The sequence below is a fragment of the Tautonia plasticadhaerens genome (assembly GCF_007752535.1).
Classification (GTDB): Bacteria; Planctomycetota; Planctomycetia; order Isosphaerales; family Isosphaeraceae; genus Tautonia; species Tautonia plasticadhaerens.
Genome location: NZ_CP036426.1, coordinates 1,963,424 through 1,979,373, shown reverse-complemented (window position 1 = coordinate 1,979,373; position 15,950 = coordinate 1,963,424). Strand labels below are relative to the sequence as shown.

At 69.6% G+C, this 15,950-nt stretch carries 9 protein-coding genes and 1 CRISPR repeat array (1 of these 10 cut by a window edge); all 9 genes read right to left on the bottom strand.

What is annotated here, in order from left to right:
• A CRISPR array of direct repeats spans nt 1-149; the repeat unit is 23 nt; unit sequence GTTTCAATCCCCTCGTGATCGGG; it reaches 267 nt to the left of the window's first position.
• Nucleotides 150-620: 471 nt separating this feature from the next.
• The 9 genes from ElP_RS07645 to ElP_RS40550 all read right to left on the bottom strand — a co-directional run bounded on the left by ElP_RS07645 (nt 621) and on the right by ElP_RS40550 (nt 15,605).
• A complete protein-coding gene (locus tag ElP_RS07645) occupies nt 621-1,766 on the bottom strand; it encodes a putative CRISPR-associated protein (protein WP_145268047.1) in 1,146 nt (381 codons plus the stop codon).
• Between the two features lies 1 nt (nt 1,767).
• Nucleotides 1,768-2,964 carry a Card1-like endonuclease domain-containing protein gene (locus ElP_RS07640; RefSeq protein WP_145268046.1) on the bottom strand — a complete coding sequence of 399 codons (1,197 nt, stop codon included), beginning with the start codon at nt 2,962-2,964 and terminating at the stop codon, nt 1,768-1,770.
• 16 nt (nt 2,965-2,980) lie between these two features.
• On the bottom strand, nt 2,981-5,488 hold the full coding sequence (gene cmr6, locus ElP_RS07635) for a type III-B CRISPR module RAMP protein Cmr6 (protein WP_145268045.1): 2,508 nt from the start codon (nt 5,486-5,488) through the stop codon (nt 2,981-2,983).
• Between the two features lie 3 nt (nt 5,489-5,491).
• Complete coding sequence (gene cmr5 / locus ElP_RS07630) at nt 5,492-5,890, bottom strand: type III-B CRISPR module-associated protein Cmr5 (protein WP_145268044.1); 399 nt, start codon at nt 5,888-5,890, stop codon at nt 5,492-5,494.
• The gene (cmr4, locus tag ElP_RS07625) at nt 5,890-6,861 is read right to left on the bottom strand and encodes a type III-B CRISPR module RAMP protein Cmr4 (protein ID WP_145268043.1); all 972 of its coding nucleotides are present in this window, start codon (nt 6,859-6,861) and stop codon (nt 5,890-5,892) included. The genes cmr5 and cmr4 overlap by 1 nt, the downstream gene beginning before the upstream one ends.
• Nucleotides 6,854-7,972 (bottom strand): type III-B CRISPR module-associated Cmr3 family protein, encoded by a 1,119-nt coding sequence (locus tag ElP_RS07620; protein ID WP_145268042.1) that lies wholly within the window; start codon nt 7,970-7,972, stop codon nt 6,854-6,856. Before ElP_RS07620 ends, cmr4 begins: the two co-directional genes overlap by 8 nt.
• Entirely contained in the window at nt 7,972-9,882 is a 1,911-nt protein-coding gene (gene cas10 / locus ElP_RS07615) for a type III-B CRISPR-associated protein Cas10/Cmr2 (RefSeq protein WP_197446795.1), read from the bottom strand. The genes ElP_RS07620 and cas10 overlap by 1 nt, the downstream gene beginning before the upstream one ends.
• Nucleotides 9,883-10,238: 356 nt before the next feature.
• Nucleotides 10,239-14,132 carry a zinc-ribbon domain-containing protein gene (locus tag ElP_RS07610; protein WP_197446794.1) on the bottom strand — a complete coding sequence of 1,298 codons (3,894 nt, stop codon included), beginning with the start codon at nt 14,130-14,132 and terminating at the stop codon, nt 10,239-10,241.
• A 1,338-nt stretch (nt 14,133-15,470) separates the two neighbouring features.
• On the bottom strand, nt 15,471-15,605 hold the full coding sequence (locus ElP_RS40550; protein WP_261344411.1) for a hypothetical protein: 135 nt from the start codon (nt 15,603-15,605) through the stop codon (nt 15,471-15,473).
• Nucleotides 15,606-15,950 lie beyond the last annotated feature (345 nt).

Here is a 15,950-nt window from a genome sequence, read left to right as displayed (position 1 = left end):
CGTTCGCGGGGCTACGTTCAGCGGCGGAAGTGGATCATGGGTCTGCCGTTTCAATCCCCTCGTGATCGGGTCGGGGTCGTGCGGCCAGATCGATACTTACGGCCTGCCGCCGAAGATCTACGGCCAGTTTCAATCCCCTCGTGATCGGGTCGGGGTCGTGCGGAATGTCGAGGACTTCCTGCTCAACAAGCACATGCAAATCGTGTTTCAATCCCCTCTTACGGTGCGGGGGGTCGGACGAACTATTTCAACAACACGAACTCGTATGACTAGGCCAACGGTGTCGTGTCTCATCCCCTCGGTTTCGGGGCGTGGTCGATCAGGACCGTCGATTTCGCGAGCGAATTGTCAAAGAGCCGACGGTCGAGGAACTTCCCCAAAACAATTTACCGCACGCGGCAGCCGAGGTCCTTCATTCGCTCTGTCATCCGGTGGCGGCAGGCCCTTGCATGAATGCAATCATTCTTGCGCACATCAGTTCGCTCGTAGCTACCCAGAGCGTAGATGGTCCTGGCGCAAGATGGCGGGGCGACGAACATTCCTGACAGCGTCTACGGAGCATAGCTTCGAGATACGGGACAGGCAACGTAAGTAGAAGCCATTGCCTCGGAGCAATCGAGCTACCGGCGTGCCTGGAGCCAGTCGTTGAGGATCGCGACAACGGCCTCACGCTGGCCGTCGGTCGTCGCCGACGACTGGACCGCGAAGGTGACCGCATCGGAGCCGTCGGACCAGGTCCCCTGGACCTCCTCGCCCCTGAGCCGGAACATCAGGGGGCGGGGCAGGTCTGGGTTGCAATAGACCGTACGACACGACCGGACCTGCGGGACATCGTCGGTGATCGCAGCGAGGTATCGCCGCAGCGCCTCGCGGTGCCGGAGGATCACGCCGTGGTCGCCGAGCTTCGGCGGCTGCTTGTCCGAGGCAAACACCGCAGGAGGCAAGAAGCGGTCACGCTCGGTGCGGAATCGTTCCCGGAAGGTCTCATGGACGACCTGGCCGGTCGGCGAGAGGGCCAGGTACTCCTCGCCGTCGACCTCGACACGGTCGACGAAGCATTCGAGGATTTCGCCCCCGTCGTCCAGGTCCTCGGCCAATGCGGAGGTCGGAACCCGCCCTTCGGCATCGAGCAGTGCAAGCAGGCCGCTGTGCCGCATCCAGGCCCGCACGTCGAGCGCCACAGGCATCGGCGGGAAGGCGATGATTTCGTCGAACCGCTCGTGCTTGTAGTAGACCGGCACGCCGAGGGCCTGGCCCAGGAGCACGGCGACGGCGATCTGAGCCTTGTAGCCGCCGGTGGCGTTGATGGCGCAGGCATCGGGGCCGTAGTCGCGGACCAGCCGACAGACGACCTTGGCCAGGTTGCGCAGGCCCTCGGTGCGAAATCGCCTCGGGTCGCTGTCCTGCAAGCCGTCGATCGGCCTGGTCTCGGCGACGGGATGGCCGACCCGGCGGTAGTAGGCGGCCAGGACCCGGCCGATAGCCCGGCCGTCGTCGGTATCCGAGTGGCAGAAGAACAGGTTCGCGTCGGGGACGGCGTAGCCCCTGGTCAGCAGGCTTGCGATCGAGTTGACCTCGGCGCCGCAAGTCCGCTCGGTCGGGGGCAGCGACGCCAGGGCACTGGCCACAGCGCCCCAGTCGCGTGCGGCGTAGGCGACGGCCAGCCGACGCCGCTCGGGGTCGGGGTCATCGCCCCGCAATCCGGCGAGGTTCGGCATGAAGAGACTCGTGCCGACGGTGCTGATCAGCGTGGTGGCGGGTCGCATGTCAACGGAGCCCCAGGGCCTCGCGAAGCAGTTCGACCGGGTCGTCGGCCTCGGCCATGGCGCGGACCTGATCGCGGGTCACGAGGGCGCAGCCGTAGGCCGAAGCTCGGTTGCGGTGGCCTTCCCTGATTGTGCCGGTCCGGGGGTCGGTCAGGAAGTCGGAGGTCGTGGCCAGGGACGTGCGCACGTGCAGGGCCCGGAACTGGCGGATGACGGCCTCGACCTTGTAGAGGATGTCGCCGCCGGGGTCGTGCTCCTGGCTGCCGGTCTTGCACTCGACCATCCAGAGGCGGTAGCGGTGCATGAAGGCGACATCGAAGTCGTTGCCGACCTGGGCGTCGGGGCTCGTCGGTTCCAGGCCGAGCCGCACGTCCCAGATGTCCAGAGCCGCATGGTGACGATCGAGCAGGCCCCAGATGAAGACCTCCAGCCAGCCCCCGAGCAGGAACTGCGTCTGGTACCTGTCCAGCTTGCCGGTCGGCACACTGTCCTGCTCGATCAGGTCGAAGTGCTCGACGATGGATCGGAGGATGTCCGGGACCGCGAGCGTCCTGGGCTCCAGGTGCCGATGTTCAAGGGCGAAGCCCCTGTCCCTGGCCTTGCTCCGCTCCCGCTCGTCCTCGAAGCAGATCAGGCTCTCGGCGGTGCTCCGGGCTGCCAGGACCCGCGCCAGGGCCCACCATCCTCGTGCCCGCTCCTCCGCCTCAGCGACCTTCTCGGGGGGCTTGCGTGAGGGGAAACCGTAGCCAGCGAGGAACTCGGCGACGGTGGGCCGATAGACGCATGTCTCGACCTTCGAGCCGTCCATCCAGCGGATGACGTTCGGCTGTCGGCCGCTGAGGTAGATCGCCGCCGCGTCCATCACCGAGAAGAACATGAACGCGGCGATGGACATCGGCTTGGTGCCGCCGGTCAGGTTGACGATCCACTCGTCCGACGGATGGCGTCCGAAGGCGTCCTGCAAGGCACGGCGGACCTCGGGCAGGGAGTCCTCGTGCTCCAGCGTCTGGATTTCGCAACGGTCGGAGTAGTCCAGCCCGCCGGCCTCCAGGGCCTTGAGCAGATGCTCGGCGGCGCGGCGCCGCTTCATCTCCCCGGTCTCGACCAGCACGAGCCGGTCGGGTTTCGGATCGAAGTGATGGACCGACAGCAGGTTGGGGACATGCTGCTCGGACAGCAGGCAGAGGAGGATGCGCATCGGCGATGGTCCCCGGTCACTCGACTCGGAACGTCATCTCGCGAGCGCCGACCGCGTGCACGATGAGCGTCATGACGTTGCCGGGCTCCTTGTCGGAGGGCACCTTGGCCGAATCGACGATGGGCCCGCTCAGGCCGGTCGGCTCGTGGCGCGCCTTCCAGCCGCCCTTCTTCGTCCGCTCCGGGAGCAAGGTCGCCTCGACGCGGTCGCCGGCTTTGGGATGGCCACGGGGCGGGGCAGCAGGCGCTGGACCGCCATGGAGTTCGCCTCGCGTCCGGGCTGCCCCCGCATCCCGCCGCTGGCCGAACCCCCCGCCCCCCACCGGGCCGGGTCGCCCGCCGCGCCCGCTCGGGCCAGGCCGGGAGGACCTTGGAGGAAGTCGCGACCGGCGTCGGAGGTCATCGCGCAGGTGGTCGAGGAACGCCCGCAGGAACGTCACGCTGCTCTCGCGGGTCGGCAGCCGGGGTGCGGCGAAGGCGATGACCCGGACCCGATGGGCGCCACCCCCGGCCCGCTCGACGTGGATGTGGACCGGCGATGCGTGTCGCTCGCCCGCCCAGCGTCGGTCCCCACCATCCATCCGCCGGGGCACCCCGAGCGACGCCTTCGTGTAGCCCGTGGGGGCATCCCTGCCCGACCACGTCGGGACCAATTGCCCCTCCTGGTCGTGGTCGTGGGCGAACCGCTTGGCGAATCCCTGCCAGGCGAAGCCGACCTGATCGAGGACGGGCCAGACATCGTCCCAGGGGAACTCGGCCTCGATCTCTTCGGCCACGAGGTCGCACAGCGCCGGCGATTCGGCCACCCCCGGGCGTTCGTCCTCGGGCAGGCCCATACCCCTGCGGAACCTGCGGGATGCCTCGCGGCAGTGGTCGAGGTCCATTTCGTCCAGCCCCCCGGCCGAGAGCGACCCGAACCCCTTGCGTGCCTTGGAGCCAACGCCGCCGTATCGACAGAGCAGCCAGAGGGCAGCACGGGCCTGATCAAGCACGTCGTCGGGACCGAGCCCGTGTTCTCGGAGAGCCTTGTTGGTCCGAGCGGTCAATCGGATCGTCCAGGCCGCCCCAGGCTCGACAACGAAGCGGCGACGGCCGCCGTCGTGCATCCCGAACGAGGCGTACCAGAGGCCCTGGGTCGTCTTCCTCGGGTCGGCCCCGGGGATACCATAAGGACCGCCCTTCTCGCCCGATCGCATGTCGATCCTGGCGCTCTTGTCGTAGAGCAAGGACCCTGGCCGTTGCGACTCGACCTGGAGTTGGACGACGCTACCAGCGGCGGTGTTGCCCCAGATCGCCGCTTCCAGGTCCCGCAATTGTGTCTGGCTGAGGGCGCCGGCGTGCAGGGTCCGCCACCACCAGCGGAGAAGGCCCCGGAGCGTCGCGGGGCGGAGGTCGCAGTCGTCTGCCTCCTGGCGTGCCCCGGCGAGGAAGGCCGGCGATTCGAGCGTCATGGCCGCCGAGAAGCCCGTGCGGTTGGGACCGCTCGGCATGGGCGGCTCGTTCGCTTGCGGGGCGAAGTGCCCGTAGCCGGCGGCCGTCTTGGCGCCGCAGCCCAGGTGCGTCAGGCCACCGTCCAGCCACGCGCGGGCGAGGCCCAGCAGGCGAACGTCGACATCCCCTCTCCGCTTGCCCAGCGCGAACGAGAACGTCTGGCCGGGGGGGACGGCGAGGAAATAGACCATCGACGGCGACTCCCAGTCGCCCGGCCAGTCCTCCCCCCGGTAGTAACCGAAGTGGTGGTTGTTGACGATGTCCACCATCAGCCGGGGCCAGGATGCGGGCCAGGCGTCGTGGAAAATGACGGTGCCGGCCGCCGCTCCCTCGTCCCCCGTCCCCCGAATGAAGCCGAAGATGCGTTCGATGTCCGTTGCCGCCGCCGCGTCATCGGGCTGGCCCGGCCGCCAGACGGTCTCGGCATAGGCACGGGCCAGGCCCTTGAGGCCCGAGCCGGGCAGGAAGGTGAACCCGTAGATCGGGTGGAGGCACAGGCCGGCGTTCTCCAACGCCGAGGCCCGCGCCAGGTGCAGCGTCAGCGGCCCCGCCGTCTCGCGGTCCCAACGCACAACTTCGGCGGCGTCCAGCATCGCGTCACGACGCCGCAAGACCTCGGCGAGGAGTTGCGTATCACCCTGCGATCGCTCCGCGACCTCGGACAGGACCCGCTTCTGCCCCTCCTGATTGACGGCGGGCATCATGTACTTGTCCAACCGGAGGCCGGGATGGACAAGCCCCTTGAACCGCTCCACCAGTTCACGGAGCGAGGGCGGCAGCGGGACGGCGGTCAGGAGGGGATCGTCCCTGTCGAGGGGTTCCGGGGGACGAAGGAACGAGGATCGCGGTTGACGGACGCGGCGGGCAGTCCCATCGGGGCCGAGGTCGAAGGCGACCTCCAGGCCATCGCGAATCTCCTCGACCCTGAGCCCTTCCAGGTCCTTCGCCGTGAACAGGAGACGCGCGCCTCGCTCATCAAGGACGGCGCCTTGGGATCGGGAGCGTACCCAGAACTGGACCCTGCCGATGGGCATCCCTCAGACCTCCTCCACGTCGCTGATGTCGCGGAACTCCGCCTCGGCGAAGCGGACGACCCACTGCAAATAGGCCAGGCATTCGGCGGTCGCGAGCCGGAGGAAGTCGGAATCACCCTCGACGACGCGGCGAAGCAGCCGATCGCCGGTGCGGCCCGGGGCCGCCGACACCTGCTGCCCGATCCAGTCGGTCAGCGCGGCCCGCAGGTGTGGCGCGTAGTCCTTGGCCTCCAGGAATGCCAGTGCCTGGCCAAGGCCCGCCGTCACGACCCGGGCTGGTAGGCGTTTGGCCTGGAGCTTGAATTCCCGCCTGGCATCGTCCCTGCCCTCGTCCTTGACCTGCTGAACGACCCGCCAGGCATGGGATGCGCGACGCTGATCGAGGGTCTGGTGGCCGGCCATCAATCGTGCCTCCCTCGGGCGAGTCTCGTGGCGCAATACCCCTTGCCGATCGACTGATCCGCCCCCACCTGGAGGACCTCCGGGAGCGTCTCCCTCAGGACATCGAAGACATCCACCGCCCCCATGGCACGGCCGGCCGAGGGATGTTCGCCGTTGGCCCTGGCCCGTGCCTCGTTGGCCAGCACGAGCGCGTAAAAGAGCGTCTCCGGGGGAAGGTACTCCTCGTAGAAGAGGGCCCCGCCCTTGACGGTCTTGGTCTCGTAGTCCAGACCGATGCGCGCGTTGATCTCGGTGGCATACTGGGCGAAGTGGTCGAAGTCGTCGTCGTGCAGCACGAGCAGGCTGCGTCGGAAGCGGGCGCGAGTCGCGTCGAAGGCGGCCGAATCGGGCAGGACGTGATCGGCGATCCAGCCTGCGATCCGGCCGTCCGAGTCGCCGGCGCGCTCGAAGAGGAACTCCTCCAGGGCGATGCGCCCGCCCTCGATCAGGCACGGGCAGTCATCCGAGGGGAGCATCACCCGGTTCTTCTCGACGTGCGGGACCTGCCAGTCGATGGCCCCGAAGCGACAGAGCGCCAGGTCGCGACGGAGCCGGTCCAGCACGGCCGGGCTGGTCACCCAGGCGAAGACACCCCTGAGCGACCGGACCGGGAAGGCCAGCAGCCGGGCGTCGGTGAGGCTCAGGGCGCCGGCCGATTCGCCGGCCGCCTCGGTGTGCGGGCCGAAGGCGGCACGGAGCCTCGGGCTCTCCTGGTTGGTCCGCTGTCGATCTCCCGAGTACTCAGACTTGTAGCGCTCCCGGCAGGCGTCGCGGAGCACGCCCTTGAGCGAGGAGCCTGGGATCGTCGGCCACCGGGTGTGCCGCTCGCGCTGCACGGGAAGGTCGACGATGCCCAGCGCGGTCCCGGCCCCGGGATGGAGCGAGGTCTGGGCGTGCAGGCCCAGGATCGCGGAAACGACGTTCTCAGGCATGTCGCCAGGCTCCCTTGAGGGCGAATCCCCAGCCCTCGGCGACGAGGTCCGGGTCGGTGCAGAGCGATGATGACCCGTCCTCGGGCGCGTCGCCGTCGAGGAAATAGGCCGCGCCGGCCGGCGCGGCGAATCGGGTCGGCCGTGGGGCGTTGCGGGCCACGTCCCAGCCCGAGACGGCGAACGCCCGGCCGGAGGCGACGGCGACCAGGTGCTCCTCGGCGATCCGGTCGGGCAGGCCCGCGACGCGATACAACCCGGGGGAGGCCAGCACTCGTAGTGGCAGCCCCTCCGCGTCTCCACCATCGGGCCAGTCGACGCAGCGGTCCAGCACCCGGGCCACGGCATACCGGCCCTCGCCGCCCCACGGGAAGGGCCCGCCGAGCAGGCGCCGGACGGCATCGGCGTGCGCGGCCGGGGGGAGGACCTCCGCGTAGAAGGAGACGTGACGCCGCAGGGCGAGCATCCGGGTCGCGTACAGCCGGCCCTCGGCCCCGGCCAGGGTCTCCGGGTCGATCTCCAGGCCGGTGCGACTGTCGAAGTCGTACAGTTCGGCCGGCCGGACCCAATCCGCATCGGTGGGGACGCCCCCTCGGAGATAGGTGGTCATGCCGGCGGGACGCAGGAACCCCTCGGGCCGCTTCGCGGACCGATCGCCACGCCGCCAGAGGGGCCTCCGGGCCGACGGCCTCGACTCCCAGCCGGGAGGAGCTTCGGGCAGCGGGTCGGAGCGAGACCATCGCCCACCCTCGGTCCTGTAGAGGTTTGCCGGCATGGACCACAGCGGCGTGGGTTCCGATCCCACTCCCTCTTCCATCAACCAGGGGCCGCGAAACAGGCTGCCGACCAGGCCCGGGGGGGCACCGAATTCTTCCAGGAGCCCCGCGAGGTCGCCCTCCCCCCGAGTCGAGTCCCGGACCCTCCGCGACCATCCGGCGAAGTCGAAGCCGTGCGCGGCCAGGGCCGCCGTCCGCAGCGCCCCCGCCAGGGTCTGTGGCTGGGGCAGCCCGCCCTCGGCGCGGGTCGCGGGGCCGAAGGGCCGGCCGCCCCGGAAGAACAGCAGGTCGAGCGCCTCGATCCCGAGGCCGATGCGGACGCGGTCTCGGGGCGTCATCAGTCCCTACCTCGGGCCAGGAATGAGGCCGATTGGGCCAGGGTGATGAAGTCTGCCAGCACACGCCCCCGGCCTCGACCTCGCCTCTCCATCGCCTCGCGATAGGCGTCCAACAAGTCCACCGCTTCGTCGGGACCAATTCGTCGCGCCGGGTCCTCGGCGCGACTGGCGAGGCGCCGCACTTCTGCCTCCACGGCCAACCAGGGCATCTCGTCGCCACCCAGGGTCGGCAACTCCGAACGGAGGACGTACAGCCATCGGTCCGAGGCACCGGCCGCGAACGACGTGCGCCAGCGTTCGACGCGGGGGAGGAGCGACCAGGGCAGGCCGACGGACGCATGCTCGCCCGATCGGCGGCAGATCGTCAACGTCACTGCGTCTCGACCCGCCTGCTTGGCGGCATGCTCGGCCGCACGGGCCCGGCCCAGGGCGTATCGCAGGTCCTCCTTGTGGTGGACCACGGCGAGGCCGGCGCTGACGGTGGCCCCCGACCGGGCCGCCGGCTCGCAGAGCGGGTCGACCCACCGGGCCCATCCTTCGACGTAGGCATCCCGGAGTTCTTGCACGCAGGGGAGGGAGTCCTCCAGGGGCAGGAAAGCGAGCACATCGTCCCCTCCCGAGTAGATGGGCACGCCACCGTGCCGGCGGACGATCTCCGGGACGCGCCCGACCGAGAACTGGGCCAATGCTCGGCTGATCGCGGCGATCCACTCGTTCGGGGCGACCCGGGTCGCCGGCGTGCCATTGGGCCCGATCCCTGCGAGCCATTGCCCCAGCCGGTCGCCATCCATCATCAGGATTGCCAGGTACGCCGGGGGGGCATCCTGGGCGAGTCGCTTGCGCCGGATGGTCCGCAGGAGTCCGTCGCGCGGGGGAGGGTCGCGGTCATCATCGACGCGCCTCCTACCGGGGCCTTCCTGCTCGGCCCGGTGCAGCCACTGGCCAGACCAGGCCCCATGCTCCGCTCGCTCGCGATCTGGCCTGATCTCCGGCTCCGTCGCGAGCCACCTGGAAGCCGCCACGGTGGCCGTGTCGGGGAAGTAGCCGGACTCGGGCGTGAGTCCCACTTCCTCGTGCAGGAACGCCGGCCAGGCGAACCGCTTGACAAGGCTGACCGCGCAGAGCCGCTCGGACCGCCGCGTCCTGGTGCCGGACCAGGCGTTCTCGGGGACGGCCAACGCCTCCCAGAAGCGCCGGGACTCGTCCAGCCCGGCCGGCCCCATCTGCTCGTAGCTGCCCAGGAGCGAGCACTTCTGGGGCACGTCGCCCCGGGCGGCGTAGGCCGGATGGTGCCCGGCTGCCCCCCGCGCCTCCATCAGGCGGGCGACCAGTTCCAAGCGGCCCCACGCGAGCCCATCGGGCCGCGTCAGGTCATACTGCTCGCAGAGCAGGCGTTCGAGCGTCGGCGCGTCGCAGCCAGCGAGCGGCAGGACGACGGTTCGGACCTCGAAGAAGTCGTCCACCTGGGCGTCCCAGAGCCGATCCCAGTGCGGGTCGAGGCCCTCCATGCGAACTGCGAGCCCCCGGCGGACCGCGCCGCTGATCTGCTTCCAGCCCGCTCGACAACTCCGCTCACAATCATCGGCCAGGAGCCGGGCGGTGTCGCCGTCATCGTCGGGGATGCGTGCGAGGAATCGGTTCGGCAAGCAGGCCGAAGGCAACCCCTCGTGCGCGACTCCACGTGATCCCAGCAAGGGATTCCCGCCGAGGTTCGGCGAGAGGATCGCCCCGTCTCCGAAGCGATCCCGGATCGGCTGCATACCGGCGAGGCACAGCCAACTCAGCACGTAGCTGCCGGTCCAGAGGTCGCGGACCGAGCGGGCCGAAGCGATGAACGGCTGGACGGGCCCCAGGGAGAACGCCAGGAAATGACCCCGAGTGTCGGCATCGGCGGCGTCGAGAGGGTCCACGTCCGGGGTCTCCGACGTTGGGGCATACTCCGGCCGATTCGCCGGGCACCGGGGACACGGCCCGTCTGCCTCGCTGACCATCGAGGCGACCGTCATGACATGTTGATGACATGCGCGACGACACCATACCGGGTTGAAGCCCGAGCTACAAGGACACGACGGAAAATCATCTCAGCAGGAGCACGGCGCCGGCCTCAACCCCGGCTGTCCCCAGCACGCCGCACCTTGATCGGCCGGCCATCCCGGCCTACGATCACCACCCTCGCCCTCCAATGGGCCTCGGCCCGCCCTGGGGCGCGGGGCGATCGAGTGGCCGGGGGCCGAACCGAGGCGGCCCCCGGCCAAGTCGGCCGGCATCAGAATGTGATCGCGGCTCCGTCCTGCGGCGTCCCGTCCGTCTTCAAGGCCCGGATGTGGGTGAACTTCCACCAGTCCTCGACCCGCACCACGTCGAAGCCCAGCCTGGTCAGGTCCCGCGTGAAGCGGTCCCGGTCGGTGAAGCGGGAGGTCGGTTCGACGACGTGAAGCTCGCCGTCGAGTTTGAGCGTCCGGTGCGCCTCGCGGAGGTAGCCCGTCGGGTCGGCACCCATCAGCGAGAGCGAGAAGACCGCCAGGTCCAACGACTCGTCCTCCAGCGGCACATGGGCCATGTCGCAGGCCACCACCGAGTCGTCGATCGCCACGTGGTCGAAGCTGTGGACCACGTGCAGGTCGGAGAGGGCATTGGCCAGCATCGCCTCCCCGCAGCCGAAGTCGCCGATGACATAGCCGCTCCGGCGGCGGCACCAGCGGATCAACTCCTCGGCCGGAACGATGGCCCAGTCCTCGCGGGCCGCCCGGTACATCGCGTGGTAGTGGGCCCATTCGCCGGGGTCGGCCTGGAGCCGGCGGTGCAGCGCGTCGCTCGCCATCCGGCCCCAGACCTGGTTCATCTTCGTGAAGTCGCCGTGCCGGCGGCGTCGCACGCCAGTCTCGTCAGTCGGGGGAAGGGGCACGCGGATCGGGGTGCGGGTGATCGCCTCGACCTGGCCGGAGTCGAGCCGATCGAGCCAGCCCATCACGTCCTGGTATGCCTGGGCCGGGGTGCGCAGGGGCTCCTCGGGCACCACGCCATCGACCGCCGCATCGGCCAATGACTTCTTGAAGCGAAGCCGGTTCAACCTCGACTCGCACCACGACCACCGCTGACCGCCGACCTCCGCGTAGGTGATCGGCAGGACCATCGTCACCGAGCCCTGGCGCTGCCCCTGGCGGAACACCCGGCCCTTGAGTTGCTCGAAATCCGCGCCTGTCCAGGGCAGGACGGCCACGATCAGCCGGTTGCAGACCCGCTGGAGGCCATCGACCCCCACGCCGATGGCCGCCGAGCCGATCAGCACGTCCACGTCGCCCGAGACGAAGCCCTCCAGGCCCGACTTGTCGTCGCCGGTGTAGAAGCCGACCCGCCAGCCGTCAGCCGCCAGGGCGTCGTAGAGCAGCCGGTCGATCCCCTGGACGTAGTGCGTGTAGATCAGCGTCTTGGGCCGCACCTGCGCGCGGATCACCGGCATGCGGGCCCTGGTGAGGACCTGCTCCAGCGACAACGGGTTGCCGTTCTTGCGGCCGAGGGCCCTGATCTCGTCCAGGTAGGCCGAGCAATCGACCGGGACCTCGACCTGCTGGTAGACGGCGTCGCAGCGCGGCATCCAGCGGATGCCCAGCGTGGTGAGCCGCTGGTGCAGCCGCATGCAGTTGGGCAGGGTGGCCCGGGTCTCCAACTCCGCGTGCTCCGCCCCGGTGACCAGTTCGACCAGACTGCGGCCCTCCTGGAGGTTGTTGATCACCGGCGTGGCCGACATCCCCAGCACCCGGAGGCCCGGGTTGTCCTCGGCGGCCAGGGACATGAGGGCGAAGAGGTTGCGGCGGCGGAGGGTCATGTCCTCGGCGGCCCGCTGCTTGGCGAAGTGGACCTCGTCGATGATCACCAGGTCAATCGGTCCGCGTCCGATCAGGTCGCCGACCCGGGCGGCCGAGTCGGGCTGCTGGAGCATCTCGTAGTTGAGCACCAGGTAGCGGGGGCGGCCTTGGTCGCCGGCCGGCCAGCCGGGCTCGAAAGTCTTGATCGCCACCAGGCTGCCCGGGAAGGCGGCGATGATCACGTCGCGCCAGCCCTCGACGACGGCGTTGGGGCAGCAGACCACGGTGGTGCGGCAGCCGGCGGCCCGCGAGGCGAGCACGGCCGAGAGGGTCTTGCCGGCGCCAGTGCCGGACCAGTTGCCCACGCGGCGGTCGTCGCGGACCTGCACGGCCACCAGCCGCTGCATCAGGTTCGGGGCCACCGGGCGGCCGTCGAGGGCGAAGGCATACCCCTCGGGGATCGCCAGGTTGCGGGCGCGGCGGTGCTCGTCGAGGAAGCGCCCCTTCACCCGCTCGGCGAACGCGCCGCCGTGGAAGTCCTCCGCCTGGGCGACGGCTTCGTCCTCATCGAGGAAGGCGTGGGCCCAGAGCTTGGCCACGCCCGAGGCGACGAGGAACTCGACCGCCTCGGCGTCGGCCGAGGAGACGACGGCGTGGTCCAGGGCCGCGAGCACCCGGCTCGTCTCGATCGTCGGCAGCCCCTCGGCTTCCGACGTTGCGGCGGGCCCGTCCGTGCCGTCGATCGAGCCCTCGGGCAGCACGGCCAGGGCGCGCGCCTCGCCGTCCTCGTCCTCGGGCTCCCCGTCGCCCAGCGACCGCGTCGGATCGGCCAGGAACTCGTCCACCAGCGACGGCTCGCTCCGGACGAACTTGCCCAACTCGTCGGCCGGGAACCGGCCGGTGGCCAGGGCGTCGGCGAACGCCTTGCCCTTGCCGGTGCTCCCGATCAGGCCGTTCTGCTGGAACAGCAGGTACAACTCGGCGGGAGTGAAGGCCGACAGGTGCTCGACCAGCGAGGCGACGAGGCCCCGGATCGCCCCGACGGTCCAGCCCTTCTTGCAGGTCGGGCAACCGCTGTCGCCGAGGGTCCGCGTGTAGATCATCGCCTCCCACTCGTGCGACGGGTCCTTCGAGCACCGCCACCAGGCCCGCCGCGTGCTGCCCGCCGCGACCCGATCCGGGGTCAGGTCACCGTTGCGGGTCGGGTGCCAACCGTGGGCGACCTCGGGGTAGCGGGTCGCCAGGGAGTTGTCGGCCGATGCCCGCTGGCCGGCGCAGCATGGGCAGCCGCGCCCCAGCTTCGTCCGGTTGGCCGGCGAGGCACGCCATTCGTGGTCCGGCCCCTCCGGGCACGTCCACCAGGCGGGCGTGTTCGAGCCCGCCACCACCCGGTCGGGCGTCAGGTCGCCGTTCTTCTCCGGGTGCCACTGGGCCGCGAGGTCGGGGTGCAGCGTGGCCAGCGAATTGGTCACCGACGCGTGCCGGCCGGCGCAGCAGGGGCAGCCCGTGCGGCCGGACGTGCGGTTGGCCACCGTCGCCTCCCACTCGTGATCGGGGCCCTCGGGGCACGTCCACCAGACCTTGGTCCCCGCCCGGGGGAGCACCCGATCCGGGGTCAGGCCGCCGTTTCTGGTCGGATGCCACTCGGCGGCGACGGCGGGGAACTGGCCCGCCAGCGAGTTGGTCGCCGTCGCAACCCGCCCGCCGCAATTCGGGCAGCCGATCCCCCTGGTCGTCCGATCCACGACAGTCGCCTGCCAGACGTGCTCGGGGTCCTTTGAGCAGCGCCACCACGCCTTGCGGTGCGACCCGGCGACGACGCCGTCCGGGGTCAGGTCACCGTTGCGCTCGGGGTGCCACTCGGCGGCCAGGGCGGGGAAGAGGCTCGCCAGCGAGTTGGTGACCGATGCCCTGCGGCCGGCGCAGAAGGGGCAACCCTTGCCTCCCGTCGTCCGCTCGACGACCCGCGTTCGCCAGACGTGGTCGGGCCCGGCCGGGCAGGCCCAGGTGACGACTGTGTTCGAGCCGGCGATGATCGCCTCGGGCCGCAGGTCACCGTTGGCGGTCGGGTGCCACTGGGCGGCGACCTCGGGGTAGAGCGTCGCCAAGGAATTGGCCTCAGAGACGCGACGATTGGCGCAGTGGGGGCATTGCTGTCCGCCGTGGGTCCGGTTGTTGACCTGGGCCTCCCATTCGTGGGCCGGGTCCCTGAGGCAACGCCACCAGACCTTGCGGTTGGAGCCGGCGGTCAGGTGCTCGGGCGTCAGGTCGCCGTTGCGTTCCGGGTGCCATTCGGCGACCAGTTGGGGGTGGGTGATCGACAGGGGGAGGGTGCGACGGGGTACGATAGACATGGGCGTCAGGCTCTCATACAGCTTGGCGTTCCCCGGGCCCGGGGGTGTTCGCAGCACCCTCGGGCCCACTTTCGTTTCGGGCGAGCCGACCTCGCCCGACACCCCGATCCTACGCATGAGGACATGGTCCAGGGGACGGGTCGTTTGGAAAAATCCACATGAAGCGTGGGTTTGTGTTGACGAAAAACAGCGCATGCGCACTCATGCACGCAAGTAAATCTACACTCAAATGGTCCTCCGGGACGGACCTGTTGCGGCGCCGCCCCTGCCGGCCGAGTCCCGACGGACAACGGCCGGCGGGCGGCCTCGACGATGGCGAGATCGACCGACATCGGCCACACCGGACGGGTCCGGTCTGATCGGGTCGGCTCGATGTGATCGCCCCAATCTGCATCGAGGGAGATCGTTGGGGCGGCATCGGGCGGGTTCGACCAGCGAAGCGTACTGCGATCGAAGCCTTCCCCGGACGACTCGTGGAGGGGGGGCATCGAAGCCCCCCAACCAGTCCTCTCCAGCCCGAGAGATGCCGGATCAATCTCGGGAGGGCTGGACCGCCCCGAGGCGACTCCTTCCGCGCCCGACCATCGGTGAAGTCGTTTCGCTTCCCGGCGCGAGACCGCCCTCGGACGATGAGCCGGCCTCTCGACGGCTCTCCGGCGAGTCCTGTGGGAAGACGATCACGGACCGGGTCCACCGGCCTCGCCGACCGAGGGATCGCCGATCCACTCGTCCGTCCGGCGGAGGCGCTGCTCGGCGAGGCGCCCTGGTGGCCAAGCGCGGGCCCGGGTCTTCTGGGAGCGGCAATCGGGGATCGCCCCCTCGCGTAATGGGAGAGGAAGGGGCCGCATGTCTGCTGCGGGAACACTCCCCGCTCCCCACTTCGGGTGAGCAACGGCCGTTGCTCGGTGACCGGATTGGAGCCTGACCAGCGCCATCAACCGGAACCGATGGCATCCCCTTGCATCCCACCAGCCCGAGCCCATTTCGGTGAGCGTTCAGGCCGCTCTGGTCGGATTGCCTGGAGCAGGACGGTTGAACCAGGGCAATGCGACCGCAAGAATCGCGACGTGCTTACGCCAAGCGAGTCGGTGGGACGAACCAGCCAGGATGTGCATTATCGATGATTCGTGCTATCACTATCGGCCACCCTAATAGTGTTCACTTTCACGTACGGTTGTGAGAGACGTAAGTCCTTGCAATGCCTCGACTTAGGGCGACCGGCCCGGCCCTCCCCCCGAGCGCGGGCCCAGGTAGATTACCTTGGGCCCGTGGAATTTTTGAGCCCCCCTGGTAAGCATCAATTTCCGCTTATGGGCCAATCCCAACTTGGGATTGAGGTCAGTCCCGGTCCTGCTCGGGCTCGATCAGGACGGCCTGGTCCAGCAGGGCCATCGTGCGATGCAGGCCGGCTTCGCCTCCTTCGACGAGCAGGGCCAGGACCTCGCCCCACCCCGGTGGGGCCCAGACCTCCACGATGGCCGGGTCGTTTTCCGGACTCCGGAGGACCCGCTCGTGGCCTTCGAGTAGTACATCGGGCTGGCTGGAATTATCTACACCCCTTGACAAGTATCAGTTGCGGTTGATGGGTCATTGCCACCGTGGCAACGAGGTCAGTCCCGGTCGATGTCCCGGGGTTCGATCCAGATCGCCCGGTCGAGCATGCCCCTCGTGCGATTCAGCCCGGCTTCACCTTACTCGTCCAGCATGGCCAGAACTTCCCCCCATCCCGGTGGGGCCCAGACCTCCACGATGGCCGGGTCGTTCTCCGGACTCCGGAGGACCCGCTCGTGGCCTTCGAGTAGTACATCGGGCTCGTGG

Coding starts and splice junctions, on each gene's coding strand:
- ElP_RS07645 (WP_145268047.1), bottom strand. CDS start 1,766: ATGCGACCCGCCACCACGCTGATCAGCACCGTCGGCACGAGTCTCTTC.
- ElP_RS07640 (WP_145268046.1), bottom strand. CDS start 2,964: ATGCGCATCCTCCTCTGCCTGCTGTCCGAGCAGCATGTCCCCAACCTG.
- cmr6 (WP_145268045.1), bottom strand. CDS start 5,488: ATGCCCATCGGCAGGGTCCAGTTCTGGGTACGCTCCCGATCCCAAGGC.
- cmr5 (WP_145268044.1), bottom strand. CDS start 5,890: ATGGCCGGCCACCAGACCCTCGATCAGCGTCGCGCATCCCATGCCTGG.
- cmr4 (WP_145268043.1), bottom strand. CDS start 6,861: ATGCCTGAGAACGTCGTTTCCGCGATCCTGGGCCTGCACGCCCAGACC.
- ElP_RS07620 (WP_145268042.1), bottom strand. CDS start 7,972: ATGACGCCCCGAGACCGCGTCCGCATCGGCCTCGGGATCGAGGCGCTC.
- ElP_RS07610 (WP_197446794.1), bottom strand. CDS start 14,132: ATGTCTATCGTACCCCGTCGCACCCTCCCCCTGTCGATCACCCACCCC.